This is a genomic window from Haploplasma axanthum (assembly GCF_900660745.1).
In the GTDB taxonomy this organism is placed as follows: Bacteria; Bacillota_I; Bacilli_A; order Acholeplasmatales; family Acholeplasmataceae; genus Haploplasma; species Haploplasma axanthum.
The window spans coordinates 389,911-415,920 of sequence record NZ_LR215048.1; the positions used below are offsets into that span (position 1 = coordinate 389,911).

General features: G+C 29.0%; 23 protein-coding genes, 1 riboswitch and 1 other annotated feature. Of the genes, 18 read left to right on the forward strand and 5 right to left on the reverse strand.

Going from position 1 to position 26,010, the window contains the following annotated elements:
• Positions 1–220: 220 nt before the first annotated feature.
• The 8 genes from EXC62_RS01885 to EXC62_RS01920 all read left to right on the forward strand — a co-directional run bounded on the left by EXC62_RS01885 (position 221) and on the right by EXC62_RS01920 (position 6,868).
• The gene (locus EXC62_RS01885) at positions 221–688 is read left to right on the forward strand and encodes a zinc ribbon domain-containing protein (protein ID WP_035375835.1); all 468 of its coding nucleotides are present in this window, start codon (positions 221–223) and stop codon (positions 686–688) included.
• The gene (locus tag EXC62_RS01890; RefSeq protein ID WP_026390899.1) at positions 669–1,190 is read left to right on the forward strand and encodes a ClbS/DfsB family four-helix bundle protein; all 522 of its coding nucleotides are present in this window, start codon (positions 669–671) and stop codon (positions 1,188–1,190) included. The genes EXC62_RS01885 and EXC62_RS01890 overlap by 20 nt, the downstream gene beginning before the upstream one ends.
• Before the next feature lie 136 nt (positions 1,191–1,326).
• Positions 1,327–2,085, forward strand: coding sequence for an alpha/beta hydrolase (locus EXC62_RS01895; RefSeq protein ID WP_026390900.1), 759 nt, complete (start codon positions 1,327–1,329; stop codon positions 2,083–2,085).
• Positions 2,086–2,087: 2 nt separating this feature from the next.
• Positions 2,088–3,254: a coenzyme F420-0:L-glutamate ligase gene (locus tag EXC62_RS01900; RefSeq protein ID WP_035375836.1), complete on the forward strand. Its 1,167-nt coding sequence runs from the start codon at positions 2,088–2,090 to the stop codon at positions 3,252–3,254.
• Between the two features lie 11 nt (positions 3,255–3,265).
• Positions 3,266–3,808: a hypothetical protein gene (locus EXC62_RS01905; RefSeq protein ID WP_026390902.1), complete on the forward strand. Its 543-nt coding sequence runs from the start codon at positions 3,266–3,268 to the stop codon at positions 3,806–3,808.
• Between the two features lie 17 nt (positions 3,809–3,825).
• Positions 3,826–4,674, forward strand: coding sequence for a DegV family protein (locus EXC62_RS01910; RefSeq protein ID WP_026390903.1), 849 nt, complete (start codon positions 3,826–3,828; stop codon positions 4,672–4,674).
• Between the two features lie 171 nt (positions 4,675–4,845).
• Positions 4,846–5,862 carry an AEC family transporter gene (locus EXC62_RS01915; RefSeq protein ID WP_026390904.1) on the forward strand — a complete coding sequence of 339 codons (1,017 nt, stop codon included), beginning with the start codon at positions 4,846–4,848 and terminating at the stop codon, positions 5,860–5,862.
• 13 nt (positions 5,863–5,875) lie between these two features.
• Complete coding sequence (locus EXC62_RS01920) at positions 5,876–6,868, forward strand: 2-hydroxyacid dehydrogenase (protein WP_035375838.1); 993 nt, start codon at positions 5,876–5,878, stop codon at positions 6,866–6,868.
• Between the two features lie 91 nt (positions 6,869–6,959).
• Here the strand turns inward: EXC62_RS01920 and EXC62_RS01925 are convergent, their stop codons facing one another.
• Genes EXC62_RS01925 through EXC62_RS01935 form a run of 3 tightly spaced genes read right to left on the reverse strand, consistent with a single transcriptional unit; the run spans position 6,960 to position 9,221 of the window.
• Complete coding sequence (locus EXC62_RS01925) at positions 6,960–7,697, reverse strand: amino acid ABC transporter ATP-binding protein (RefSeq protein WP_026390906.1); 738 nt, start codon at positions 7,695–7,697, stop codon at positions 6,960–6,962.
• A complete protein-coding gene (locus EXC62_RS01930; RefSeq protein ID WP_269744985.1) occupies positions 7,690–8,421 on the reverse strand; it encodes an amino acid ABC transporter permease in 732 nt (243 codons plus the stop codon). The genes EXC62_RS01925 and EXC62_RS01930 overlap by 8 nt, the downstream gene beginning before the upstream one ends.
• A 2-nt stretch (positions 8,422–8,423) precedes the next feature.
• A complete protein-coding gene (locus tag EXC62_RS01935; protein ID WP_026390908.1) occupies positions 8,424–9,221 on the reverse strand; it encodes a transporter substrate-binding domain-containing protein in 798 nt (265 codons plus the stop codon).
• Positions 9,222–9,294: 73 nt separating this feature from the next.
• A riboswitch (Lysine riboswitch) is annotated at positions 9,295–9,460 on the reverse strand.
• A 252-nt stretch (positions 9,461–9,712) separates the two neighbouring features.
• Positions 9,713–9,935, forward strand: a binding site (T-box leader).
• A gap of 32 nt (positions 9,936–9,967) precedes the next feature.
• On the opposite strand from EXC62_RS01935, the gene asnS reads away from it, so the two are divergent.
• The 7 genes from asnS (at position 9,968) to EXC62_RS01970 (ending at position 19,362) form a co-directional block, all read left to right on the forward strand.
• Positions 9,968–11,359 carry an asparagine--tRNA ligase gene (gene asnS / locus EXC62_RS01940; RefSeq protein WP_026390909.1) on the forward strand — a complete coding sequence of 464 codons (1,392 nt, stop codon included), beginning with the start codon at positions 9,968–9,970 and terminating at the stop codon, positions 11,357–11,359.
• 352 nt (positions 11,360–11,711) lie between these two features.
• Positions 11,712–12,971 (forward strand): ABC transporter ATP-binding protein, encoded by a 1,260-nt coding sequence (locus EXC62_RS08970; RefSeq protein ID WP_026390910.1) that lies wholly within the window; start codon positions 11,712–11,714, stop codon positions 12,969–12,971.
• The gene (locus tag EXC62_RS01950) at positions 12,971–13,840 is read left to right on the forward strand and encodes a carbohydrate ABC transporter permease (protein WP_035375840.1); all 870 of its coding nucleotides are present in this window, start codon (positions 12,971–12,973) and stop codon (positions 13,838–13,840) included. The genes EXC62_RS08970 and EXC62_RS01950 overlap by 1 nt, the downstream gene beginning before the upstream one ends.
• 12 nt (positions 13,841–13,852) lie before the next feature.
• Positions 13,853–14,761, forward strand: coding sequence for a carbohydrate ABC transporter permease (locus EXC62_RS01955; protein ID WP_026390912.1), 909 nt, complete (start codon positions 13,853–13,855; stop codon positions 14,759–14,761).
• Between the two features lie 12 nt (positions 14,762–14,773).
• On the forward strand, positions 14,774–16,189 hold the full coding sequence (locus EXC62_RS01960) for an extracellular solute-binding protein (RefSeq protein WP_026390913.1): 1,416 nt from the start codon (positions 14,774–14,776) through the stop codon (positions 16,187–16,189).
• Positions 16,190–16,210: 21 nt separating this feature from the next.
• Positions 16,211–18,115, forward strand: a complete 1,905-nt coding sequence (locus tag EXC62_RS01965) for an immunoglobulin-like domain-containing protein (RefSeq protein ID WP_026390914.1) — start codon at positions 16,211–16,213, stop codon at positions 18,113–18,115.
• A gap of 65 nt (positions 18,116–18,180) precedes the next feature.
• On the forward strand, positions 18,181–19,362 hold the full coding sequence (locus EXC62_RS01970; RefSeq protein WP_026390915.1) for a lamin tail domain-containing protein: 1,182 nt from the start codon (positions 18,181–18,183) through the stop codon (positions 19,360–19,362).
• 147 nt (positions 19,363–19,509) lie between these two features.
• Here EXC62_RS01970 and EXC62_RS01975 read toward each other — a convergent pair whose 3' ends face one another.
• Entirely contained in the window at positions 19,510–20,808 is a 1,299-nt protein-coding gene (locus EXC62_RS01975) for an ISL3 family transposase (RefSeq protein ID WP_129747438.1), read from the reverse strand.
• Positions 20,809–20,931: 123 nt separating this feature from the next.
• A complete protein-coding gene (locus tag EXC62_RS01980; protein ID WP_026390979.1) occupies positions 20,932–21,675 on the reverse strand; it encodes a hypothetical protein in 744 nt (247 codons plus the stop codon).
• Positions 21,676–21,960: 285 nt separating this feature from the next.
• Between EXC62_RS01980 and EXC62_RS01985 the strand changes: the two genes are divergently transcribed.
• The 3 genes from EXC62_RS01985 (at position 21,961) to EXC62_RS01995 (ending at position 26,001) form a co-directional block, all read left to right on the forward strand.
• A complete protein-coding gene (locus EXC62_RS01985) occupies positions 21,961–23,679 on the forward strand; it encodes an immunoglobulin-like domain-containing protein (RefSeq protein ID WP_026390978.1) in 1,719 nt (572 codons plus the stop codon).
• Between the two features lie 443 nt (positions 23,680–24,122).
• The gene (locus EXC62_RS01990; protein WP_026390977.1) at positions 24,123–25,076 is read left to right on the forward strand and encodes a DHH family phosphoesterase; all 954 of its coding nucleotides are present in this window, start codon (positions 24,123–24,125) and stop codon (positions 25,074–25,076) included.
• Positions 25,060–26,001 (forward strand): DHH family phosphoesterase, encoded by a 942-nt coding sequence (locus EXC62_RS01995; protein WP_035375863.1) that lies wholly within the window; start codon positions 25,060–25,062, stop codon positions 25,999–26,001. The genes EXC62_RS01990 and EXC62_RS01995 overlap by 17 nt, the downstream gene beginning before the upstream one ends.
• The last annotated feature ends 9 nt before the right edge of the window (positions 26,002–26,010 follow it).

A 26,010-nucleotide genomic window follows, 5' to 3' on the forward strand; every position in this document is an offset into this window, starting at 1 on the left:
GGGAATCCTATTTCTATATCCTTGTGATAAAACGTCGAAGCGTTAACTAACTAATTGATAGTAAAAATAGGAACCGTGGTAAGAGCCTCTAATGAACGTCAAAGCGTTATTTATATGAAACAAATCCACGGCGCCTTAGTTAAATTATAGTACAAAATTATGCGGAAGGAATGTATACTCACCGAATACTATAATTATAAATAGAGTATACAAGGTTATTATGAAAACAAAAGACGTAATAAAAAGTTTAAGAATTAATAAAAAAGTTTCACAAAAAGAGTTGGCTGAAAAACTATTTGTTACAAGGCAAGCAGTTAGTAGATGGGAAAATGGTTTAGCAAGTCCTAACTTAGAAACACTAAAAGAACTATCAAATTATTTTAATGTTTCGATAAATCTTTTATTAGATGCAGATACTAAACTTATTTGTCAATGTTGTGGAATGCCTCTAGAAGAAATAGATCACCTTAGTAGAGAGAAAAATGGTAATCTTAATGATAAGTATTGTAAGTGGTGTTATACAGATGGTGAGTATATTTATAAAACATTTGATGAAATAATGGATTTTTTAGTTCCTCATATAGCAAGTTTTTCAAATGAAAGAGAAGAAGATATTAGAAATTATTTAAATAAAAGTTTACCAAATTTAGAATATTGGAGTGATAAAAATGCCAAGACCAACAAATAAAGAAGAATTGCTTTTACAAGCTAACACTAATTATCAATTATTAGTTGATCTTATTAATTCTTTTTCAAATGATGACATAAATAAAGAGTTTCAATTTGAAGACCGCGATAAGAATATTAGAGATGTTATTGCTCATTTGCATGAGTGGCATAATATGGTTGAAAGTTGGTATAATATTGGAACAATCCAAATGAAAGAACCAATTATTCCCGGTGTTGGTTATACATGGAGAACATTACCTAATTTAAATTTTGAAATATGGAAGAAGTATCAAGATGTAGAATTAGAATTATTAATGAAGAAGTTTCAACAATCACATAATGAAATAATCGAAATAATAAAAAAACATAGTGATTCAGAGTTGTTTGAAAAGAAGTATTATAAATGGACTAAAAGTTCAAACCTTGCTGCATATTTTATTGGAAATACTTCTGCACATTACACATGGGCAATAAATAAAATTAAAAAACAAAAGAAAGCACTTAAGATAAGTGAAAAGTAGTCTCTAGTAGTAGAGATTATTTTTTTTAGAACCTCTAAACAATATATAGATAAACTACATTAAACATTTAAAAAAACTATAAAAAATGATACAATATCTATGTTCTATAAACAAAAGAAAAGGTTCGGTGGAATGAATGGCATTCTTTGAAGGAAATATATTTAGTCATGAATTAGATTTAAATGTTCAAATAGCAGTTATAATCCCTGAAGGAATAAAAAAACAAGAAAATATTAATGTTTTATTTCTTTTACATGGATATAATGGTTCGCATATGGATTGGGTAAGACTTGCAGGGATTGAAAAGCTAGCAAATGAAAGAAGACTTGCTGTTGTTATGCCTGCTGCTACTAATAGTTATTATACTAATATGAAATATGGTTTAAACTATTTCAATTATATGGCTACTGAGTTACCTAAAAAAATTGGTGAATTATTTAATTTGAATTTAACTAAAGATAATACCTATATTGCAGGATTATCTATGGGTGGCTATGGTGCTTTAAAAATTGCATTAACATATCCAGAGAGATTTAAAGGGGTTGCTTCTTTATCAGGTGCTGTTAATGTTCTTAGAATGTTTGATATTCACGAGAATAGTAATAGAAAAGATTTATTTAAAGGAATATTTGGTAGTAGAGAAGATGCATATAGTAATGAAGATATTGATTTATACAAAATAATAAAGCGTAAGAAACCAGAGAATTTAGATATATTATTTATGTGTGGTAAAGATGATTTTCTTTATCAAGATAATAAGAAATTTGATTTATTTTTGAAAAATAATAATATTGAACATACATTTATTGAAAATGAAGGTAATCATAATTGGGATTATTGGAGTGAAAATATTAAACTAGTTTTAAAACATTTTTTTGACAAAAAAGGAGAATAAAAATGAAGACAACTATAGCAAGAGGAATTAAGACACCAATTATAAAATCGGGAGATGATTTAGCAACTATTGTTGTTGATTCAGTGTTAAGATCAAGTCAAGAAAATAACTATGAGTTTAGTGATAAAGATATTATTGCAATAACTGAGGCTGTTGTTAGTATTAGCAAGAATAATTATGCGACAATTGATGATATTAGCTTAGATGTTAAAAATAAGTTTAATGGAGATCACATAGGAGTTGTTTTTCCGATATTATCAAGAAATAGATTTTCAATTCTATTAAGAGCTTTTGCAAGAGTAGCAAAAGAATTAACAATTCTATTAAGCTATCCATTTGATGAAGTTGGTAATGGAATCTTAGATGAAGATAAGCTTCGTGAATTAAAAATTAATCCTTATAGTGATGTTATAAGTGAAGAAGACTATGTGAAACATTTTAATAATTATATTCATCCATATACAGGTGTTAATATGGTTAAGTATTATCGTGAGATATGTGAATTAGAAAATACAAAAGTTAATTTTATTTTTTCTAATAATCCAAGTGATATAAAAAAATATACAAAAAATGTTATTGCTGCAGATATTCATACAAGATTCAAAACAAAATCATTGTTAAAAAGTGATTTGGAGATGACTGTTTATGGACTAGATGATATTTTAACTAAGCCGATTAATAATAGTGGATATAATGAAAAATATGGTTTATTAGGTTCAAATACAGCAACAAAAGATAAAGTTAAATTATTTCCTAATGAATCTAGGGATTTATTAAATGAAATTCAAAAAAGAATGTTCGAAAAAACTGGTAAAAAACTAGAAGTTATGATTTATGGTGATGGAGCATTTAAAGATCCATCAACAGGAATTTGGGAATTAGCAGATCCTGTTGTTTCACCATCATATACTGAAGGTTTAGTTGGAAGTCCTAATGAAATAAAATTAAAGTTTTTAATTGATAATGAGTTTAAAAATTTAAGAGGACAAGAATTAGAAGATGCAGTAGCAAGAAAAATAGCAGATAAAAATAACAATTTAAAAGGTACAGATATTTCACTTGGAACAACACCAAGATTGTATACAAGTCTACTAGGTTCATTAGCTGATTTAATGAGTGGAAGTGGAGATCGTGGAACTCCGGTTGTTTTAATTCAAAACTATTTTTAAAGGATATGTAAATGATAAAAAGTGTAATAAATGATGTGGTTAAGTCAAGCATTGAAAATAAAGATTTGATTGCCGTTAAAGCGGTATATAATCCGGAAGCAATTTTCTTTTATGCAATTAACCAAAGTAAAGATTTCTTTTTAGGAGTAGAAGAATTTGATTTTGAACTAGATGGATATCAAATTAGAAAATATGAAGACATTAGTAATGTTAAAATTGTTAGAAACTTTTCTTCTGAAATAAATAAAAAAGAAGGTTTAATTGAAAAAATAATTAAATACAATATCAATTTAGAATCATTTGAAACAATCTTTAATGATTTAAAAGGTATGGGTGGAATTATTGCTATTGAAAGAGAATACGATGATGAGGATAATTTTTTTGTTATCGGTATTATTGAAAAAGTTACAGAAACGAGCGTTTGGTTTAGAGATTTTACGGTTGATGGTAAGTGGAATGAGGAGATAAACATTATTCCTTATGATATAATTACTACAATACGATTTAATACAAAATATATTAATATTTGGACAAAATATATTACTAAAAAATAAAACTTGTGAGGGATAGAATGAAGATAAAAGTAGCAACGACATCAACAGGATGTTTAGATTATTATAATGAACCACATGATATTGATATTGTTAGAATAAAATTATTATGTGATGGAAAAGAATTATTAGATGGAAAAGACATAACTGCTGATGAGTTCTATGAAAGATTAAGAACTAATCCTGAGTGGGTTCCAAAAACAAGTCAACCATCGATTGGTGAAATGGTTGAGTATTTTGAAGATCTTGCAAATAGGGGATATACACATGTTTTTGTAACAACAATTTCAAGTTTATTAAGTGGGACATATAATTCTTTATATCAAGCTAGTCAAATAGTTGCTGATAAAATTGATGTTACTGTTTATGATACTAAGACTGTTTGTTTCTCTGAGGGGTATTTTGCTTTGCAAGCTAAGAAAATGTTTGAACTTGGAATGGGAATAGGTCAAGTAATTGAAAAACTTGATCACATGAAAGAAAATAATACAATATTTTTTGCAGTAGATTCATTAACACAATTAGTGAATAATGGTAGACTCTCAGGTGCGAAAGCTTTTTTTGGGAAATTATTAAAGATAAAGCCAATTCTTCAAGTTCAAGGTACTGGAGAAATTGTTGCAGTAGAAAAAACTAGGAATATAAAAAAAGCGCTAAAGAAAATTGCTGATAATGTTAAAGAATATACTAAAGGAAGAGAGTTTTTTGCACATATTTTATATGCAGGTGATTCTGAATTAAAGGATTATTTTTTAGAAATTTTAAAAGATGAATTAGGAATAGAAAATCTTTATGAGGCGCCATCAACACCTGTTGTTGGAGCACATATTGGTCCAGATGTTATTGGTATTGGAATATTCTTAGAGTAAGATAGAACAGATTATATTCGTTTGAGTATAGTCTGTTTTTTTATGATTTTAGTTGACTTAATAAAATCATAGGACTATAATTGTTTTGCATAAAAATATTACATAAAGAAGGCGATATTTATTAATCTATTAATAAAGTAAGCAAAAAAATAAAATATAGGAGAAAAGAAGATGGAAGTAATAAAGAATTTATTGTCTAGCCAAAGTTTTCTAGGAGCAATTTTTTCAACAATTTTTATAATTGGACTTGGTTACTACTTAAGAAAGAAAAACAAGGTTAGCGATCAAACTGCAAAAGGATTAACTGCAGTGTTGATGACAGTATCATTGCCAGCGTTGGCATTTAAATCATTTATGACTGATAACAAAGGACAAGGACTAGACGCAGTAAAAGTTTTAGTATTTGGATTTGTAGCATATTTAATATTAATTGGACTTAGTTTCTTGTTTAAGTTTAAATATAAAGGTGATAAACTTAAGGTTGTTAGAAATCTAACAATTTTTGGATCAACAACATTTTTTGGAATTCCGATTATTTCAGGATTTTCATCACAATTTCCAAATGGTGTTTTATATGCAAACCTTTTTAATATTGCATATAGAGTATTCTTATATTCATATTGCTATATTGCATTATCAGGAATGAAATTTGAAAAGAAGAATTTAAAACAAATCTTATTGAATCCAATTATTATTGCAACATTTGTTGGCTTATTAATTTGGGTAACACAAGGTATTTCTCCAAAAACAACAATTGGTGAAAATACTTATTCAATCTTTAGATTAGATAAGACTGCTCCATGGTTTATGCAAGGTGTAGGTTACTTAGCAGCACTTGCTTCGCCACTTGCATGGCTTGCAATTGGTATGACACTTGCTAAGATTTCATTGAAAGATGCTTCACGTGATAAAGATGTTTGGATTTATGTTGCTATTAAGCAAGTAATTGTTCCAGCAATATTCCTTGGAATCGTATTAGCGTTAAGAGCAGTTAATTTACTACCTACTGATGCTTCAGTTGCTTTTTCAATTATCATAATGTTAGCAACACCACCAGCAACAGTAGCAGTTGGATATGCAATTAGTTTTGACAAAGAACCGGTATTTGCATCAAATGCATCGCTTGTATCAACTGTTGTTTCGGTATTTGCCCTTATTGTTTGGATATTCATTTTGAATTTAGTTTAAGGAGGAGTTAATTATGAAATTAGTATGTTATGGTGTAAGAGCTGTTGAAAAGCCAGTTTTTGAAGAATTAAATAAAAAATTTAATTATGATTTAGTATTAACAGATAAGATGTTGAATGATGAAACAGTTCATTTAGCTAAAGGTTGTGAAGCAGTAATGTTAAGAGCAAACTGTCCAGCAGATAGAAAGAATCTTGAAATTTATAAAAATTATGGTGTGAAATATGTTTTAACAAGAACAGTTGGATATAATCACATCGATTTAGAAGCTGCAAAAGAATTAGGATTAAAAGTAGCATATATTCCTTTTTATTCACCTAATGCGATTGCTGAATTAGCATTAACTCTTTCATTATCATTAGCAAGACATACAACATATATGACAAATCGTTCAAAGGATAATAATTTTCTAATTGATTCATTTATGTTTAGTAAAGAAATCAGAAAATCAACCGTAGGAATTATTGGACTAGGAAGAATTGGATTTACAGCTGCTCAATTATTTAAAGGTGTTGGAGCAAATGTTATTGGATATGATGTTGTTGCTAAAGACTATTTAGGTGATGTTTGTAAACAAGTTGATTTAGATACTTTATTAAAAGAATCTGATATTATCTCTGTTCATATGCCTTATATTAAAGGAGTTAATGAAGAGTTTATTAATAAAGGATTAGTTGATAAAATGAAAGATAACGTAATTTTAGTTAATACTTCACGTGGAGAAATTCAAAATATTAATGATATCCTAGATGCAGTTGAAAATGGTAAAATTCAAGGATTTGCAACTGATGTTTTACAAGGAGAAGCAAAATATTTTAATAAAGATTTAAGTAAGAGTACTCCAGATGAATTACAAAAAAGATTTAATAAATTATATCCAAGAGTATTAGTAACACCTCATATTGGTTCTTATACTGATGAAGCAGTTGCTAATATGGTTGAGTATTCGTATGAAAACTTGAAAGAGTTCATTGAAAAAGGAACTTCAAAAAATCAACTAGTATAAAAACTATAAAATAATTTGGATAGTTTTAAATAAAAAAGACATGTATTTTATGAAAGCTATAATACTTTCATCTAGTACAGTCTTTTTCTTTTTAACTATTAAATCTTTTTAAGAATGCTTTAGTTCTTTCTTGTTTTGGATTATTAAATATTTCATCCGGAGTTCCCTGTTCAAGTAAAATTCCACTATCCATGAATACAATTCTGTCAGAAACTTCTTTAGCGAATGCCATTTCATGAGTAACAATAACCATTGTCATACCTTCTTTAGCAAGTTGTTTGATAACATCTAAAACCTCACCAACCATTTCAGGATCAAGTGCACTTGTTGGTTCATCAAATAAAATCACATGAGGGGACATGCAAAGTGAACGTGCTATTGCAACTCTTTGTTTTTGTCCACCAGACAATGTATTAACATTTGCATCAACAAAAGCTTTCATTCCAACTTTTTCTAAGTAATAGATAGCTGTTTTTTCCGCTTCCTCTTTTGATAAACCTTTTAACTTGATAGGAGCAAGAGTACAGTTTTCTAATACGTTTTTATTATTAAAAAGATTAAAACTTTGAAAAACCATACCAATTGACATTCTAAGTTCATCTAAGTTAGTAGAAGGATTCATTAAATCATTTCCTAAGTATAAAATATTTCCACTATCTGGTTCGTTTAATAGATTAAGGCATCTGAGTAGAGTGGTCTTTCCTGAACCAGAAGAACCGATTAATGTTACAACTTCTTTTTCATGAATAACAAGATTAATATCTTTTAAAACGACATTATCACCAAATTGTTTTTTAACACCAATAATTTCAATTATTTTATCAGACATTTTTAACACCTCCATTACGTTTAGATTCTAATTTTTTAACTAAAAGGGCAGTTAAACTAGTTAGAATTAAATAAATAACAGCAATTATAAAATAAGGTGTTACACTATCAGCTGTTTTACTAGCCGTTGAACCGGCTGCTTTAAACAAATCAAAAATACCAATAACACTTAATACGGAAGAGTCTTTTAAATTTACAATAAATTCATTACCAATTGAAGGAAGAGCATTTTTGATTGCTTGGGGATAAATGATTAGATATAGTGTTTTCTTTCTTGAGAAACCAAGAGATCTGGCTGCTTCCATTTGTCCTTCATCAATTGAATTAACAGCACCACGTAATATTTCAATTATATATGCTGTAGTGTTCATAATGATAACAATGATTGCGGCTATTAATGGTTTCCACCACTGGTTGTATCCAGTTAAATTAAGAATAACAAGACTCATTCCGTAATAAAGAATCATTGCTTGAACCATCATAGGTGTTCCACGGAAGAACGTAGTATAAATATTTGCAAACCATATTCCAAGGCGTTTAAATATTTGAACTAATTTACTATCACGTTTGTAATCAATAACGGCAGTCTTTAAACCTAAAAAAGGAAGTGCTAGGAGAAATCCCCCAACAGTTCCTAATACGGCAAGTAATATTGTATACATCAAACCTCTTAAAAAGAAGTTATAGTTTTCTGATATAATTTTAGATATACTTGATAAAATCATTTTTATTGTCTTTCTAGAGCGGCTTCCATCCAAGCATTTCTTGTTTCTATGGAAATCTTAGATAGTGCCTCATTTATTTCTTCTAATAACGCAGTATCTTTTTTTCTAAGACCAATAGCAACAGTAACATCTTCATCCAATGTTTCAAAACTACCATTTGTTAAGCGAACCATTTTAAGGTTAGCATTTTTTGAAGTTAATGATTGAGCAACTGGAAGTTCAGCAACTAATACATCAGCAGTTCTAGCAACTACAGCTTGCATTAATGCTGTATAAGATGATAATGATTCTTGATGTACAACATTTGGAATTTGAGCAATCAAGTCATCATAGATTGTTCCTGTTTGAGCTATGGCACGAGCACCACTAAATTCACTAATACTAGTTGCATCTACATATGTGCTATCTTTATGTACAACCATTACAACTTCAGAACGGTAGTAAACATCTGTAAAGTTAATGTTTTCTTTTCTTTCATCTGTTGGACTCATACCTGCAATGATTAAATCGATTTGTCCAGAATTAAGTGCTGGAATTAAACCTTCCCAATCAATTGCTTTAATAACTAATGTTTTGTTAAGTGATTCAGCAATTGACTTTGCCATTTGCACATCGAAACCATCAACATAAATACCTGGTTGACCATCTAATTCATGAGTAAACTCTGATTTTGTTGAAGTACTCCAATTAAAAGGAGCATAAGCTGCCTCTAAACCAACCACTAAAACATTCTTATTGCCACAAGCAGTAAGAACCACTAAACTTGCAATTACTGCAAATAAACTAAAGATTTTTTTCATTCTCTCTTCCTCTTTCTTTCTTAAATAAAAAAAGCATCCGAGAGGACACTACATAAAATCAAAATAAATTTAGATTTCTGCAAGCGCCTCTACTAATGTAGGAGTGTCATAAGTGTTTCTTATAACCCCATGAAGAATTGTTACCACAATTATTCATTCGGCGATGGTTACCTTTCATGTATTTCATAGAATGTCTTCTCTATACACTACTCATCTGCATCGCTGCCTCATGCTATTTTTTTGTTTAACCCATTGTATAACATTATTTTTGATTTGTCAAACATAAAAATTTAATAAAACGACATTTTATATTTAACAAGATTAATTTATAGTAACTAATCTATAGATTAAATAAATTTTTCCATAATAAATTAAAATACTAAAAACAGTAATATCTCATGCTTATACTAAAAATATGTCTTAAAATGGATAAATCATTTGATCAAAGATTAAGATTTATTTGACAAAAAAAATTACAAATTATATAATAATGTAAATCGATGAGGAAAAGAGTAATTAGTTTATTTTAAAAAAGCGAATTAGGGTTGGTGAAAGCCTAATAAAAAAAGACTAATGAATAACAGTTCTGAGTGTTGAAAGAAAGCATTAGCAAGTAGAATCAACCGTATTCTCTGCGTTAAAGAGTTTTGAATTAAGTGTTAGAAGTATTTTTCTAAAAATAAGGTGGCACCGCGGATTATTTTCGTCCTTATAATCTTTTTATCATATATTAGGAGGAATTAAATATGAAGTTAGTTATTAAAGAATTATATGCTGACGCAAAGAAGTTTGCAGATAAAGAAGTAACATTAAGTGGATGGGTTCGTAATAATCGTGGTCAAAAAGAATTTGGCTTTATTGATTTTCATGACGGGTCTTTTTTTAAGAGTGTTCAAGTGGTTTATGAATCAAGCAAACTTGATAATTTTAAAGATGTTCAAAAAATAAGAGTTGGTAGTTCAATTGAAGTTAAAGGTAATTTGGTTTTAACTCCAAATGCTAAGCAACCATTTGAGATAAAAGCGAACGAAATAGTTTTATTAGGAGATTCACCTGAGGATTATCCGATTCAACCAAAACGTCATTCAAGAGAATTTTTAAGAGAAGTTGCTCATCTTAGACCAAGAACAAATCTTTTCCAAGCAGTATTTAGACTTAGAAGTGTTGCTGCATTTGCAGTTCATGATTTCTTTCAAAAACGTGGATTTATATACACAAATACACCATTAATTACAGGTAATGATGGTGAAGGTGCTGGTCAAATGTTTTCAGTAACAACACTACCACTAAATAACATACCTAAAAATGAAGATGGAAGTGTTAAATATGAAGATGATTTCTTCGGTAAAGAAACTCATCTTACAGTTACAGGTCAACTAGAAGGTGAAGCATTTGCTATGGCTTTTAGAAATATTTATACTTTTGGACCAACATTTAGAGCTGAAAATTCAAACACACAACGTCATGCAAGTGAATTTTGGATGATTGAACCTGAAATGGCATTTGCTGATCTAAATGAAAATATGAAAGTTGCAGAAGCAATGGTAAAACATGTTATCAAGTATGTTTATGAACAACTTCCTGAAGAAATGGAATTCTTTAATCAGTTTGTAGATACGGGATTAAAGATGAGACTTGATAATGTTTTAAATAAAGATTTTGTAAGAATTACACATGACGAAGCAATTAATATATTAATTAATTCTAAAAAGAAATTCCAAAATTTACCAAAACATGGTGAGGATTTAGCAACGGAACATGAAAAATATTTAACAGAAGAACATTTTGATGCTCCAGTGTTTGTAACTAATTGGCCAAAAGATATTAAGGCATTTTACATGAAATTAAATGAAGATGGTAAAACAGTTGCTGCAATGGATTTACTTGTTCCAGGTTCAGGAGAATTAATCGGCGGATCACAACGTGAAGAAAATACTGAAAGATTACTTGCTAGAATGAAGGAAATGAATGTTCCAACAGAAGCGCTTGATTGGTATGTAGATTTAAGAAGATATGGCGGTTGTGTTCACTCTGGATTCGGTATGGGATTTGAAAGATTAATTATGTATTTAACTGGTGTTGAAAATATTAGGGATGTTATTCCTTTCCCACGTACACCAAAGAACTGTGATTTTTAAATCTAAAAAAATCAAATCTTGACAATGTTTTATAACTATATTATAATAAAATTTGCCCACTAAACAATTTGTTTAGTAAATAGAAAGCGTTAACTTTACAGGATTAATACAATTCATTAATTGTTTTTGAAGGGTTAATATTGTATAATATTAATACAATGAAAAAAGAGGTGATTTAGTTTATGATTAAAAAAACGTTATATGACATAAACAACAATTTACCGCTAGAAGTATATATATTTTTTAAAAAAACAAAAGTGTTTTTTAGTTTAATCTAAAAGCACTTTTTATTGTTTAAATTAAAAAATGAAAAATAAAAAACGAGAGTTTAAATATAAAAGGAGTTATACATATGGAAATTAGATTGGAAAATTTAACAAAAGTTTTCGTAGATGAAAAATCTAAAAGTGAAACAAGAGCAGTTGATAATATGACTATTACTATCCCATCTGGAAAACTTGTAGGTTTATTAGGACCATCAGGATGTGGTAAATCAACAACGTTATATATGATTGCTGGATTACTTAATCCAACAGATGGAAAAATCTTTTTTGGAGAAGATGATGTAACAGATTTAGCACCAGAGAAAAGAGGTATAGGTTTAGTTTTCCAAAACTATGCATTATATCCACATATGACAATTCGTCAAAATATTGCTTTCCCTTTAGAAAACATTAAAGCCTCAAAAGTTAAGCAAGAAGAAGTTAAATCAAAATATGCTGAAATTAATGCGAAAGCAAAAACAGATTTTGAATCAAAATTTGGAAGTTTGAAAGAAACTGATGCAACTAAGTATGCAGCTGAATTAGAAAAACATCAAGCAAATTTAGAAGAAATCAAAAGTGAATATCAAAATGAATTAGCAATAGCTAAAAATTTCATCCATACTGAAGTTGAAAAATATGCTAAGTTAGTTGATATTGCTGATCAATTAGATAAAAAACCTGGTCAATTATCAGGTGGACAACAACAACGTGTTGCTATTGCTAGAGCACTTGTTAAAAATCCAAGAGTTTTATTATTAGATGAGCCACTATCAAACTTAGATGCTAGATTACGTTTACAAACAAGAGAAGAAATTAAACGTATTCAAAGAGAAACAGGTATTACAACAATATTTGTAACCCATGATCAAGAAGAAGCTATGAGTATTAGTGATGAAATTGTTCTAATGGAAAAAGGTCTTGTACAACAAATAGGTGCACCACAATCAGTATATGAAGATCCAAAGAATTTGTTTGTTGCTAAATTCTTAGGGACTCCACCAATTGCTATTTACAATGGACATATAAAAAGTAGCAAGTTAAATATTGGTAAAAACACAGTATTTAGTTCTAAAGAATTCGAAGGACAAGATTCTGATGTATTTGTAGCCATTAGACCAGAAGGTTATGAGTTATCTGAAACTGGTAAACTTAAAATCCAATATGATTTTGTTGAAAATATTGGAAGAGATTTAGTTTTAGTAGCACACCAAGAAAACTCATTGAATTCAACATTTAGAATAATATTACAAGATATTAAAAATCTGACTCCGAAAGAAGTAAGTTTCAATGTTAAAAGAGAAAAATGTTTCGTATTTAATAAAGAAACTGGGGAGAGGGTGTTTTAATGTTAGAAAAGAAAACAAATAAAGCTTGGCTTTACTTGTTGCCAGCAATAATAGTTTTAATAATTTTTACAATTTATCCGATAATAAACACATTTATTATTTCATTTGATTATAAATATAATGCTGATCAAGCTGCTTTTGGTTTTGATTGGGGTTTAAAAAGCTATCAAAGCTTAATGAGAGGGAGTTTTGTTAGTGCATTATGGAATACAGTTTTAATAGTTGTTATTTCTGTGCCACTTTCAACGTTTGTAGCATTATTAGTTGCTATAGCACTTAATTCTATAAAACCTTTTCAAAAAATATTCCAGACAATCTTTTTCACACCATATGTTACTAATACTATTGCTATTGGTATGGTGTTCGCTTTAATGTTTTCATCAACCGATGGGATAATTAATAATATATTTGGTATTTCAAAAGATTGGATTGGATTGAATTCAAGTTATATAAGTAAAATGTTTGTATTACAATTATATATATTGTGGAATGGTTTGGCATTTAAAGTTCTCATCCTTTTAGGTGGATTGCAAAGTATTAATAAACAATACTATGATGCAGCTAAAATAGATGGAACATCAAAAGGAAGAATATTTAGAAAAATTACAATTCCTTTATTATCACCAACGTTATCATATATAATAACTACTTCTCTTATAGGAGCGTTTAAAACATATGATGTTGTAATTAGTTTATTTGATGCTAAAGGGCAACGAGATATGAGAACAGTAGTTGGATTTGTTTATGATACTATAAACGGTGGCTCACCATATTCTGTTGGTGCCGCTGGAGCAATTATTCTATTTGTTATTATTTTATTGGTTACAGGTGTTAATCAATATATTAATAAAAAAGCAGTACATTACTAAGGAGCTGATTCTATGCAAGAAAATACAAAAATAAATCAAGAATTGCAAAGAACAAAGTTTCTTAATACTGCATTCACAGTAATAAAATATACTTTTTTGGTTGTTATGGCGGTTTTTATTTTACTACCATTTTATTGGATGTTAGCAACATCGGTTAAAAGTACAGCAGAAATATCAAGTGGAGTTGTAAACTTTTTCCCTAAGTCATTTGAATTGTCTAACTATCCAACAGCAATTGAGACAGCACAATTAGGTAGAGCTTTTATAAATACGTTAATTGTTGCGTTTTTCTCAACTACGTTAGGAACGTTAGTAGCAGTGTTTTCAGCCTTCGCATTAGCAAGATTGAATTTCAAGGGTAGAGAAGTTGTATTTATGATTCTACTTGCTACAATGATGATTCCAGGTGAAATGATGGTTTTAACGAATTATGTAACCGTAACAGCAGTTTTAGGATGGGGCGAAGCAATTGGACCAAATGCACCAAGTTATCAAGTAGGACCATATTTATCGATGATTGTTCCTTTCTTAGTTAGTGTGTTTCATATTTATCTATTGAGAAATACATTTAGACAAATTCCTGATGAATTGTACTTAGCTGCTAAAGTAGATAATACAAGTGATTTCAAGTATTTGACTAAGATAATGTTACCTATGGCATCATCAAGCATCATAACTATTGTGATTATGAAAATAATTGGAGCATGGAATTCATTCGTTTGGCCAAATTTAGTTGGTGGGAAACGACATAAACTTATTACGGCGCAATTGAGAAGTTCATTTACTGATGGAGAAGGTCAAACTTTATATAATCAACAAATGGCGGCTGTTGTAGTTGTAGTTGTTCCATTAATGATATTATTTATAGTCTTTAGAAAGTACATCATGAGAGGTATTTCTCGTGGCGGTACTAAAGGATAAGAGGAGAAAGAAATGAAAAAACTAAGATTATTTGTTGTTTTAACAATGACAGTTGTACTAACTGTAACATTAGCAGCTTGTAGAAGAGCGGTTGATTGGAAAATAGATCCAAGTGTTATTAGTGATAATTTAGAAGTTCCAACTAGTAATGTGACAGTTGTTGTTTCACATAGTATGGCTGATCCAAAAGAAGGTGCTTCATATGGACAAACACCATTATTATTAGAATATATAAAAGAGTTTAAAGAATTATACCCAAATATTACAGTAATCTCTGATAAAGTAGATGGTGGATACGATGGATTGTTTAAAGATATCAAAGCTAGATTAGTTGCTCAAACTGAACCAACTATGACATTTGCATATCCAGATCACGTGGCATCATACATTAAATCAAATAGAGTATTACCTCTTGATAATTTAGTTAATAATAAGAATGCTAAAATTGCATGGAGCGCAGATGATATTGCAGATTTCTATCCTGAATTCTTGAATGAAGGAAGAGCATATAATGAAGAAAAAAATTATGTATCTGTTCCATATTCAAAATCAACAGAAGCAATGTTCTATAATAAGACTGTTTTTGATAATCCAGCATTTGGTTTAACTGTTCCAAAAACATGGGAAGATGTTGAAGCAACTTCAAAACAAATTTTCAAATTAATTGATGAAGGAAAACTTGTTTTACCAGAAGGAACTAAGAGAGAAAATGTTTATCCATTTGGATATGGTTCTGGACCGAACTTATTTATTGTAAGAGGAGAACAAGAAGGTGCACCTTATACTAAACTTGGTGAAAATCTTACAGGTGAAATTTTATTAAATAATGAAAAATCTAAAAATATGATGAAAGAAATTAAAAGGCTATATGATGGTAAGATTCTCGCTACCGATGATGCACCATCTGTAAAAAGAGTATCAGATAAGTTAAAAGCAGGCGAATCATACATGGTTGTTGGTTCAACTGGTGGAGCAAACTATAATGTTACTAGTAATTTTGATACAGGAGTTGCTCCAGTTCCACAAGTAGATGTTAATAATCCAAAGAGTTTATTGCAAGGACCAAGTGTTGTTTTCTTCCAAAAAGAAAATGTTGATGAAATGGTTGCTGGTTGGTTATTCTATAAATATGTTACTGAAGCAGAACAAACAATTAGACAAGCAGTTGGAACTGGTTATTTACCACTTAGAAAATCTGCTTATGAACTTGATGCATTTACAAAAATGGATGTAATATCAGCAAGAGGAAAGATTATTAAAGCTACATTGGATATTGCAAAAGATAGTTCTAGTTCATATTTTACTTCCCCAGCATTCGATAAATCAGCAAATGCTAGAATTAACGTAGGTGTTTTAGTGCTTGACATTTTATCGGGAGCTGACATTGATAGATCATTTAAAAAAGCTATTGATGAGATTACGGCTTAAAAATATAAAAGGAGAAAATAAATGAAAAATTTAAAAAAAGTTTTAATTTTAGTTATGACTTTAGTAGCAACATTAACTTTAGTTGCATGTGCTAATGGTGGTGATAAAAAAGCTGTTGAAGCAGCCGAAAAATCATTATCAACATTAATTTCAGAAGAAAAGATTACAGCAACTTTTGTATTAGTAGAATCAAATAAAGATGGCGTTAAATTTGAATATACAAGTAGCAACGAAAGCCACTTGAAAATTGAAGAGACTGCAACAGGTTTAAGAGCAACAGTTATTAGACCAGTACATACTGCGGCTGATGTTGCAGTTACATTAACTGTAAAACTAACAAAGAATAAAGTAACTAGTACAAAGACTTTTAATTTAATAATTGTTAAAGAAGATGCACCAGATGTTACTGGTGATAACTTAAAAGCAGTTATTGAAGCTGGTGCAAAAGGACAAGTTATCGAAATGGATAATGTAGTTGTTATTGGAACATCAACTGGTGGATATTTCGTTGCTGACTCTTCAGCATCAATTTATGTTCACTTGAATAGTGATGGGTCTAAAGTTGTTAAAGTTGGGGAAAAAGGTAAAATAAGTGCTAAAATCGATGATTATTATGGTGCTAAACAATTAACTAGTCCTTCATTTACTAAGGCATCTGATGATAAACTATCTGAAATTACTCCTACAAATAGAATTCCAAGTTTTTATTGGAATCCAGGATTAGCTGGTGAAGCTTTAAATGCAGCAAAAGCTAATTTAACAAATTCAGCATATACAAAACTTACAGCGAAAGTTATTCAAGATGGAACAGGCGAAAATTCAATTTTCTTAGCTGATGTTGCAGATCAAACTAAATACGTTCAAGTATATTATAAAGGAACTGTAAATGCGGATGTTTTAACACCATTAATTGGTCAAACAATTGAAGTTGAAGGAATGTTGCAAGAATATAGAGATGGATTTGATTTAATTGATGGAACAAAAGGAACTTTATCAAGATTTACGGCATTTAGAGTTGTTTCAGAATTAAATGATGAGTCAAAAGTAAGTATTGATGCGTCAAAAATTGCTGCAACATTAAAACCAGCATATGATAAAGAAACTGATCTTACATTAGTGGATAAAGGTTCAAATGGTACTACAATTACTTGGGCATTTGCATCTGAAACTGATCCAAATAATCAATATATTAATTTAACAACTGGGAAATTAACAATGCCGGCTGAAGCAGGACAACTAGAAGTTAAAGTTATAGCAACAGTTATTTTAAATGATAAAACTAAGACTGTTCCAGTAACAATTAAAGTTGGTACTCCAACGGTTATCACAACAATTGCAAATGCAAAATTAGCTCTTAAGGGAGATATCGTATTAGTTAAAGGTATAGTTGTTGGTGCTACATTCTCAAATAAATATGCAAATGGTGAAGTATATATTCAAGATGAAACAGGTGGTATGTTAGTCTATCGTGCTCCTAAAGCAAATGCTGATATAATTGTTGTTGGTAATGAAATTCAATTTATTGCAACAATTGATAATTATAATGGAGTAAACCAATTTGCAAATGCTAAATCAATCACTAAAGTTAGTGAAGGAAATACTGTTGAAGCATTAAGTCTTACAAAAGTTACAAAAGATAGTAATGATCTTGGTAAATTAGTTAAAGTTACTTTAAAAGTTACAAAAGACTTAACAGCGGTTGCAAGTAAAGCTGATGCAGATACTTTTGTGGGAGATTTCACATTAGGTACTGGTAAATTTACTGTTAAATTCTTAAGACAAGATAATACAGTAGTTGCTGATGCAGAAGCGATTGCTAATCTTTTAAAAGCACTTAAGAAAGATGACCAAATAGAGGTTACAGCAGTGTTAACTAAAGATGGAGAAGTTACAGTATATAGTGCTTCACAAATAATTAAAAAATAAATAAAGTAAAAATAAGGATAGTCTAAAAAACTATCTTTATTTTACTTGGATTGAAAGAGGATATTATGATTAAAAAAGCAAGTATAGCACTTAGCACAGTTTTTATGTTATTTATACTTATTTCTTGTGCAAAAGGTTCTAATAGTATTGTTATATCAAAGTATTATCAAAATACATATATGAGTGAAAATGCAATTGAATTATATAATACATCAGATAAAGAAGTTAATTTAAAAGGATATAGTTTGAATATTTATACTGATACTGATAAAAGTGTCACATATAGTTATAAAATTACAGGAAAAATTGCTCCTAAAGGTTTCTTTTTGATAGCAACATCAGATCCTTTTGATGTTGAATTGCAAAATGCAGATTTCAAAGTTGATAAATTACCATATAATGGTGATGATGCAATAGTCTTAGCACGTGGGAAACAAAATGTTGACGTTTTAGGTACTCCAGGGAGTGGTGTTGTTTTTGGTGAAAAAACTACATTAGTAAGAAAGAAAAGCCGTATGGAAGCATCAACAATATACGATTCTACTTCATTCTTTTATTTTAAAGAATCAAGCTATCAATTACTAGGAACAATTGAAACCGGAATTTTAGATGAAGATTTATTTACTGGACCTATGCTTACAGATGAAGATCGACAAAGACCATTCTTCAAAGAAGGTGATCGCACTGTTGGTGGTGGTGGTGCAGTTAAGGTAACTATATCGCGTTTAGGTGATGGTGATACGACAAGATTTAATTTTCCTGAAGAATTATTTGGTTCATCAGATAAATCAGTTAGATACTATTTTATAAATACTCCTGAATCTCCAGGACATCCAAGTGAATCACCATGGGGATTAACAGCGAAAAACTTTAATAATAGCATATTAAATCAAGCAGTTGAATTAGGATTAGATATTGAGATTCAAAGTGGTTTAGATGGAACAACAGATGGTGGATTTGATAGATTATTTGCAATGGTTTATGTTGGAGGATATCAATTAAATTACATGATTGCAAAAGCTGGATTATGTCCTGATGTTACTGAGCAAGCTCCTAAGCATGGATATAAAGGAATGTCATACTATGGTTGGATGATAGAAGCACTCAATTATGCAAAAACGAATAAACTAGGTATGCATGGTGATCAATTAGATCCATCATGGAACTACGAAAAAAATACTAGTAGACTCGATTCTAATTATTTCCCTGAATATGATAGACCGTATTTAAAAAATATTGAAGGTTAAAAGTAAAAAAAACAGCATTTTATTATGGCTCTTAGTAATAAACTGGGGTATTGAGAAAATAGCCTTTGTAATAATCTGGGGTCTAATAACAAAAATCGACAACCATTTATATATGGAAGTCGATTTTTTTTACACACTTATATATTATTATTCAGGTATTTTAAGAGCCACATCTTTATTAATAGAATAAATGATTCTAGCTCTTAATCTCTTAAAACTTTTAATCCCATTACTAGTCTTAATAATAGTCTTTATTCTAGAATTAGTACCTTCAATTGGACCATTAGATAATCTTCTGTTAGAATCAGATTTAATAAAGGAATTAATAATCTCATCTTTCCAATTAGAAAGTAATTTACCAAAAGATCTAATATCTTCTAACCTGTGATTACGATATTTAGTAATTAAATCAGATAATAATTCTTTAGCATCATCAAAATTAGTGTTTCTATTAAACTCACGATATTCTTCCTTGATTTTATAAACTTCAGTTAAATCATCATCAATGGATAAAAGAAAATCTTTAATAGAAGATTTATTAAGACTAATTCTAAACTTAGGAATAGAAATATAACCATTATAGATATTATCGTATTCTTTAGTAAAGAAATAATGAAACTTCTTTAACATATAATATTTATCATTCTTATAAGTTTTAAACTCAATATTACCAGCATATTTATTCATTACTTTAATACGATGCTTATTAACGATATCATTAATATGTTTAATAACATGAAAAGAATCAATAGCTATTAAAGCTTTAGGCATAACTTTAGATATAACGTCTTTATAAGGCTTCCACATATCAATAATAACTACTTTAACACTATCTAATTCAGTATGTTTAAGACTAGATAGATATTCTAATAGATATGATTTATGACGAGTTTTTAAAACATCAATTATTTTTTTTGTTTCAAAATCTAAGAATAGACAAGCATAAGGATGTTTAGTCCTTTTTGAAACATGAAATTCATCGATACATAAAAACTTAGGTAATATATTTCTATTTGGATCAACATAATCATCAAAAATATCAATAACAGTTTTAGTAGAAACGTTAAAGATAGTAGAAGCACTAGTAAATGTATTAGAAGGATTCTTTAAGTGTTCTAAAATAGATAGTTTGGTGTAATGACTAATTCTATCTTTCTTAATAGTAAAGGGATTAGATTCAAAGAAACGTTTTTTACATATTAAACATCGATATCTTCTACTACGATAAATAATATAAGATTTTCTATTTGTAGAAATACTATGAGTTATATTTTTATTTTGGTAGTCATGTGTAGTGGTAATTCCATTGCATAAAGGGCATGGAATAGTTTCTTTTTTAAGCTTAATATGAAAACTAACAATTCCATCAGTTGATACTGCATCAATAGATTCAATTTTATGACTTAAGTGTTCAATTTCTAATACTTTTATGATATTATCATACATGAAAATCCTCCTTGATTATTAAGTGTGCAAAACTATAATAACACAAGAAGGATTTTCTTTATTTATAACCCCAGATAATTACATAGGTATACAATGACCCCAGTTTATTTTTAATAACTTTTATTATTTGCTGTTTTTTTCTTTATAAAATTTTATTAAAGGTTTAAATAGAATTAAATAAGAAAGTATAATAATTAATAACCCATATAAACTATACCAGATAATTAAAATATAAGTATAGTTTTTAAAAATACTTCTATTTGATTCTAGATAATGCAAATTGTTGATATTTGATTCTGAATCTGTCGGTCTAATATTTTGTATATATTCATCAAGCGAGTAAGACGAATGAGTGAATGGATAATCATCAAGATTTTTATTAAAAAGATAAACAGTTGATTCGTTACTTGAAAATGATAATAAAGGTTTCGATTCAAAATTTTTAGTAGTTATATTAATTCTAATTTCTTTAATTGTAGATATTTTATTATTTTCTAGTGTATAGTTATTAATGAAAAATGCTGGGAAAAAAGTTTTTTGGGTAATTGATTCTAAATTTATATTATTACTGTTACTATCTGATGAAGTATTAACTACTTCATTATATATTATAGAAGAATCTAAAGAAATAAAATCGTTGTTCTTATATCTTGCAGTATTTAAAAATAAAATAATCCCATCAATGTATTTATCATTCTTATAATACTTTCTAGCTCTATATAAATCAAACCCAATTGTCCCATTTTCATCAATAAGTGTTTCGCTGAGTACCGGGTTTGTTTGATATGCAAAATCTGCAAAAATTGAAACTTTTTTTAAATACTCATCAAAGTTTTCGTTCTTTAAAGGAATAATTTCATTTTTCACATAGGATTTTTCCATTTCGAGATTTGCTAAAGGTTTAATAAATGTTGAAAAAATTAATACTGCAAAAAAAATAAAAATAAGCTGCCATATAAGTGTAGTTTTTTTGATAATAATCACTCCTTTTAAAGTACAATATATTATATATCAAAAGATATCAATATGCAAATATTGATATTCAAACATAAATAGTTTTTTTTATAAGAAATTTACAATTAAGATGTAAATTTTTGATCAAAAAATGTTAAAATGAATGTATAAATAAAGAAAGAATCCTAGGAGGAAGAAATGAGAAAAACATTTAAGTCATTTTTATTGATTAGCCTTGTAGTATTAAGTGGGCTTTTATTGGTTTCATGTGGTGGAAAAGGTGATAGCAAGGCTATGAAAGCTGCTAAAGAAGAATTAACAATTGCTAAGATCCTTAAAGATAACACTTCAAAAGATGAAGTTAAAACAGATCTAGATTTAGTTGCAACTGCAGGTGAAGCAACCGTTACATGGAGCACTGATAAAGCTGCTGTTGTTAGTATTACAGGAAAAGTTACTAGAACTGCCGAAGATGAGCTAGTGAAATTAACTGCTAATTTAAAAATTGATAAAGAAACTTCTATAAAAGAATTTTTGGTTACTGTTGTAAAAACGGATGGTGGAGTAAATCCAAATCCAGGAGAAACAGTTTTATCACATAGTTTTGATTTTAGTGCTTTAGGTGAAGAGACTGCATATGTTAAAGAATCTACAACATTTAATGTATCAAATATGGTTGATAATAAATCTGTTGAGTTTTCAAGATATTATACAAATATTAGTACAGAAAAAAATTCTGCAAATAAAGGATTAGTTTTAGCTATTCGTGGAAAAGATTCGTTTCCTAGTCCTTATGTGCAAACTAAATTTGCTGTTAAAGGATTACAAAAAATAGATTTAGTTTTATTTGGATGGGCAAATGATGTTTCATTTAACTTTGGATTCCTTGAAAAATTTGTTGTTGAAACATCAACTGATGGAGCAACATGGTCAGTTGCAAAAGATATAACTAGTGAATTAAGTTCTACAGGTGTGTCTGAAAAGTATGAAATCAGTTTGACATTACCTAATGCAGGTAATTACTTTGTTAGACTTCAAATGATTGCTAAAACAGGTCTAGAAGCAAGTGACTATAGTTTAAGATATATTTTAAAAGAAATGAAATTATATGGTTCAGAAGCTGGAACTCCAAGTACACCAGATACTGATGCGAAAATAGTTGCAGATGATGCACAAGCGTTGACATTACCTACTAGTTTATCAGTTAATACTATATTACAACTTGTTAAATCAACAAATAAAGGCTCATCAATCTTATGGACTGTTAAATCAGGAGACGCAGGATTGATTAACTTAGAAACAGGTGCTGTAACAATACCTGAAAATGAGGTTACGTTAGTTTTAAATGCAAGAGTTACAAAAGGAACTGAAGTAAAAGATAGAGAATTTAGTATTATACTTAAAAAGGGAACAACTCCTACTCCAAATCCTGGAGATGGTGCTGCAGGAACTGAAACGTTTGATAATGCAGAAATAGGTGCTTCATATGTTGATGGTTCGTTCAAAGGTGTTAATGGAGTGACTTGGAAATATACACAATCAAGAGATGAAGGGGATTATGGTATTGATGGAAACGGTATAATGCTTAGAGGTGAAAACAATGGTGTTTTCTCATCCCTTGAAGCTGAAATCTCAGGTGGAATTACAAACTTTACATTCCAATATAGAAAAGCATTTACTGGTGGAGCAGAACGTACTTATGCTGTTGATATTATCGTAGGATCCGAAGTAAAAACATTTACTTTTGGATTTACTACTGGAAGTACTGCTGAAGATACAGTTTATAATTTTATATTAGCAGAACAAGCTGGATTTGCTGATTTAGTTTTAACAGGGAATGTAAAAATTAGAATTTATGCTGTAGGTAAAAAAGGAAATAAACAAATAGTTATTGACAACATAAGTTGGGCAAAATAATTATTTACATTAAGTTTTAAATATGATAAAATACTAGTGAACATTCAAAGAGATGTATATGAAAAAGCAAGGACTGCAATCCTTGCTTTTTCTTTCTTGAGATCGATGAACATTCAAAGAGTCATGTTGAAAGATTATTTATCTTTATCATCGTTGTTTTTATTATCTCTTGTAATTAACCAAATGATTAATACGAGGATAATAAGATAATCCAACTAAGACTCCTTTAATTATCCATCAATGCTCCAAATACATCAAGTATTCATGTGAAGTTCACCTCGTCAAGAAATTTCTAGATATAAAATCTAGTAATGATATTTTATATATTTTAGTTTGTTAAATCTAAATTTTTTTGAATAACTATATTTGTTTTTTGAGTGAAATAATGAATTGTTTTCTAAAATATGGTATACTATTATAATGCTCTACAAGGAGGCAATTACATGAAAGACAAAGTAAAAGAGTTAATTGAAAAATATGATTCAATAGTTATTCACAGGCATACTAGACCAGATATGGATGCTATAGGATCACAAGTGGGTTTGTATTATTTAATTAAAGAAAACTATCCTAATAAATCACTCTACATTGTTGGAGATACAAATGATATGTTATATAACGTTACTATGGATATTATAGGAGATGATGTGTTTAAGGATTCTTTATCAATCATTATTGATACTGCAGTAAGTGAATTAGTTAGTGATGATAGATATAAATTGGCTAAAGAAGTGGTAATAATTGATCATCATAGAAATGATTCAAATATAGAAAATTCATTATTCTATCAAAAAAGTGATTTTACATCAGCATGTGAAATACTATCAGATTTAGCGAAAGAATTAGATTGGGTTGTTACAAGTACTGCAGCGACTTATATATATGGTGGTATGGTTACTGATACTGGAAGATTTCAATTTATTTCGAATGAAAATGCATCAAGAGTATTTGCTAATGCTTCATTTATAACTAGTTTTTATCCTGATATAAAAGATATGTATAATTTTCTTTATACTGAAAAGTTAGAGAAAAGAAAAGTTAAACAGTTATTTAGTGATTTTGAAGTTACAAAACATAATGTTGCATATAGAAAAAACACAATTGATATTATAGAGAAAAGTGGATTAGATGTTTTTAGTGTAAGTAGGGGTATGGTTAACTTAATGGCTGGTATTGAAGAAATACCAATTTGGGTAAGTTTTACAGAAGATAAAGATAATAATGTGATTTTGGCAGAAATAAGATCAAGAGGAATTATTGTTGTTGATATTGCTAAAAAATATGGTGGTGGAGGACATAACTTTGCTTGTGGTGCATCACTTAAGAATTGGAATGAAGTAGAAAAAATGTTAAATGATTTAGATGAAAGGGCAAAAGAAAATGGAAATATTAAATAAGATTTTAGAAAAGATAAAAGAATATAATACAATTATTATTCATGGACATAAAAGACCAGATGGTGATTGTTATGGAGCACAATTTGGATTAAAAAGTGTAATTAAAACATCGTTTCCAGAAAAGCAAGTTTATGTAGTTGGAGAGACAAGTGAATATGTTAGATTTGTTGGTGAAATGGATGTAATAAGTGATGATACTTATGAAGGTGCACTTTCTATTGTTGTTGATACGGCTATTAAAGATAGAATAAGTGATTCTAGATATACGTTGGGAAAAGAAATAATTAAAATTGATCATCATATTCCTGTTGATCAATATGGAGATTATATTTGGGTAGATACTAACTTCCCATCATGTGCACAAATGATTGCATATTTTTTAAGAACATTTAATGATGAATTAAGTGTATCAAGAGAAGGTGCTGTTGCAATGTATACAGGAATCATTACAGATACAAGTAGATTTAGATTTAGAGGAGTAAGCAGACTTACACATGAACTAGCTGGTATGTTGTTGGATTTTGGTGCTGATGTTGTTGAAATTGACCAACATTTATCAAAAGAATCATTAGAAGTCTTTAAGTTTAAAGGTCATATGTTAGCAACTGTTAAGTTTGATGATGGTTTTGTTTATAATGTTATTAAAAGAGAAGATATTGAAAAATTTGGTGTTAGTGATGAAGATGCTGCTGGTACAGTTAATTTAATGGGCGGCATTGAAGGTTATGATGTTTGGTTCTTAGCGATTGAATATCCAACTGAAATTAGAATTAGATTACGTTCATCTAAACCTGAAATTGATAAACTTGCTAATATGTACCGAGGTGGAGGTCATAAAATGGCTTCTGGAGCAACGTTATTAAGTTTTGATGAATTACCAAAATTCTTAGAAGATTTAAGAAAGTTCTTAAAAGAAAACAAATAATAAAAGGAG

What these genes read in the sequence shown, in the direction of transcription:
- EXC62_RS01885 (WP_035375835.1), top strand. Translation starts at nt 221, where the DNA reads ATGAAAACAAAAGACGTAATAAAAAGTTTAAGAATTAATAAAAAAGTT.
- EXC62_RS01890 (WP_026390899.1), top strand. Translation starts at nt 669, where the DNA reads ATGCCAAGACCAACAAATAAAGAAGAATTGCTTTTACAAGCTAACACT.
- EXC62_RS01895 (WP_026390900.1), top strand. Translation starts at nt 1,327, where the DNA reads ATGGCATTCTTTGAAGGAAATATATTTAGTCATGAATTAGATTTAAAT.
- EXC62_RS01900 (WP_035375836.1), top strand. Translation starts at nt 2,088, where the DNA reads ATGAAGACAACTATAGCAAGAGGAATTAAGACACCAATTATAAAATCG.
- EXC62_RS01905 (WP_026390902.1), top strand. Translation starts at nt 3,266, where the DNA reads ATGATAAAAAGTGTAATAAATGATGTGGTTAAGTCAAGCATTGAAAAT.
- EXC62_RS01910 (WP_026390903.1), top strand. Translation starts at nt 3,826, where the DNA reads ATGAAGATAAAAGTAGCAACGACATCAACAGGATGTTTAGATTATTAT.
- EXC62_RS01915 (WP_026390904.1), top strand. Translation starts at nt 4,846, where the DNA reads ATGGAAGTAATAAAGAATTTATTGTCTAGCCAAAGTTTTCTAGGAGCA.
- EXC62_RS01920 (WP_035375838.1), top strand. Translation starts at nt 5,876, where the DNA reads ATGAAATTAGTATGTTATGGTGTAAGAGCTGTTGAAAAGCCAGTTTTT.
- EXC62_RS01925 (WP_026390906.1), bottom strand. Translation starts at nt 7,697, where the DNA reads ATGTCTGATAAAATAATTGAAATTATTGGTGTTAAAAAACAATTTGGT.
- EXC62_RS01930 (WP_269744985.1), bottom strand. Translation starts at nt 8,421, where the DNA reads ATGATTTTATCAAGTATATCTAAAATTATATCAGAAAACTATAACTTC.
- EXC62_RS01935 (WP_026390908.1), bottom strand. Translation starts at nt 9,221, where the DNA reads ATGAAAAAAATCTTTAGTTTATTTGCAGTAATTGCAAGTTTAGTGGTT.
- asnS (WP_026390909.1), top strand. Translation starts at nt 9,968, where the DNA reads ATGAAGTTAGTTATTAAAGAATTATATGCTGACGCAAAGAAGTTTGCA.
- EXC62_RS08970 (WP_026390910.1), top strand. Translation starts at nt 11,712, where the DNA reads ATGGAAATTAGATTGGAAAATTTAACAAAAGTTTTCGTAGATGAAAAA.
- EXC62_RS01950 (WP_035375840.1), top strand. Translation starts at nt 12,971, where the DNA reads ATGTTAGAAAAGAAAACAAATAAAGCTTGGCTTTACTTGTTGCCAGCA.
- EXC62_RS01955 (WP_026390912.1), top strand. Translation starts at nt 13,853, where the DNA reads ATGCAAGAAAATACAAAAATAAATCAAGAATTGCAAAGAACAAAGTTT.
- EXC62_RS01960 (WP_026390913.1), top strand. Translation starts at nt 14,774, where the DNA reads ATGAAAAAACTAAGATTATTTGTTGTTTTAACAATGACAGTTGTACTA.
- EXC62_RS01965 (WP_026390914.1), top strand. Translation starts at nt 16,211, where the DNA reads ATGAAAAATTTAAAAAAAGTTTTAATTTTAGTTATGACTTTAGTAGCA.
- EXC62_RS01970 (WP_026390915.1), top strand. Translation starts at nt 18,181, where the DNA reads ATGATTAAAAAAGCAAGTATAGCACTTAGCACAGTTTTTATGTTATTT.
- EXC62_RS01975 (WP_129747438.1), bottom strand. Translation starts at nt 20,808, where the DNA reads ATGTATGATAATATCATAAAAGTATTAGAAATTGAACACTTAAGTCAT.
- EXC62_RS01985 (WP_026390978.1), top strand. Translation starts at nt 21,961, where the DNA reads ATGAGAAAAACATTTAAGTCATTTTTATTGATTAGCCTTGTAGTATTA.
- EXC62_RS01990 (WP_026390977.1), top strand. Translation starts at nt 24,123, where the DNA reads ATGAAAGACAAAGTAAAAGAGTTAATTGAAAAATATGATTCAATAGTT.
- EXC62_RS01995 (WP_035375863.1), top strand. Translation starts at nt 25,060, where the DNA reads ATGGAAATATTAAATAAGATTTTAGAAAAGATAAAAGAATATAATACA.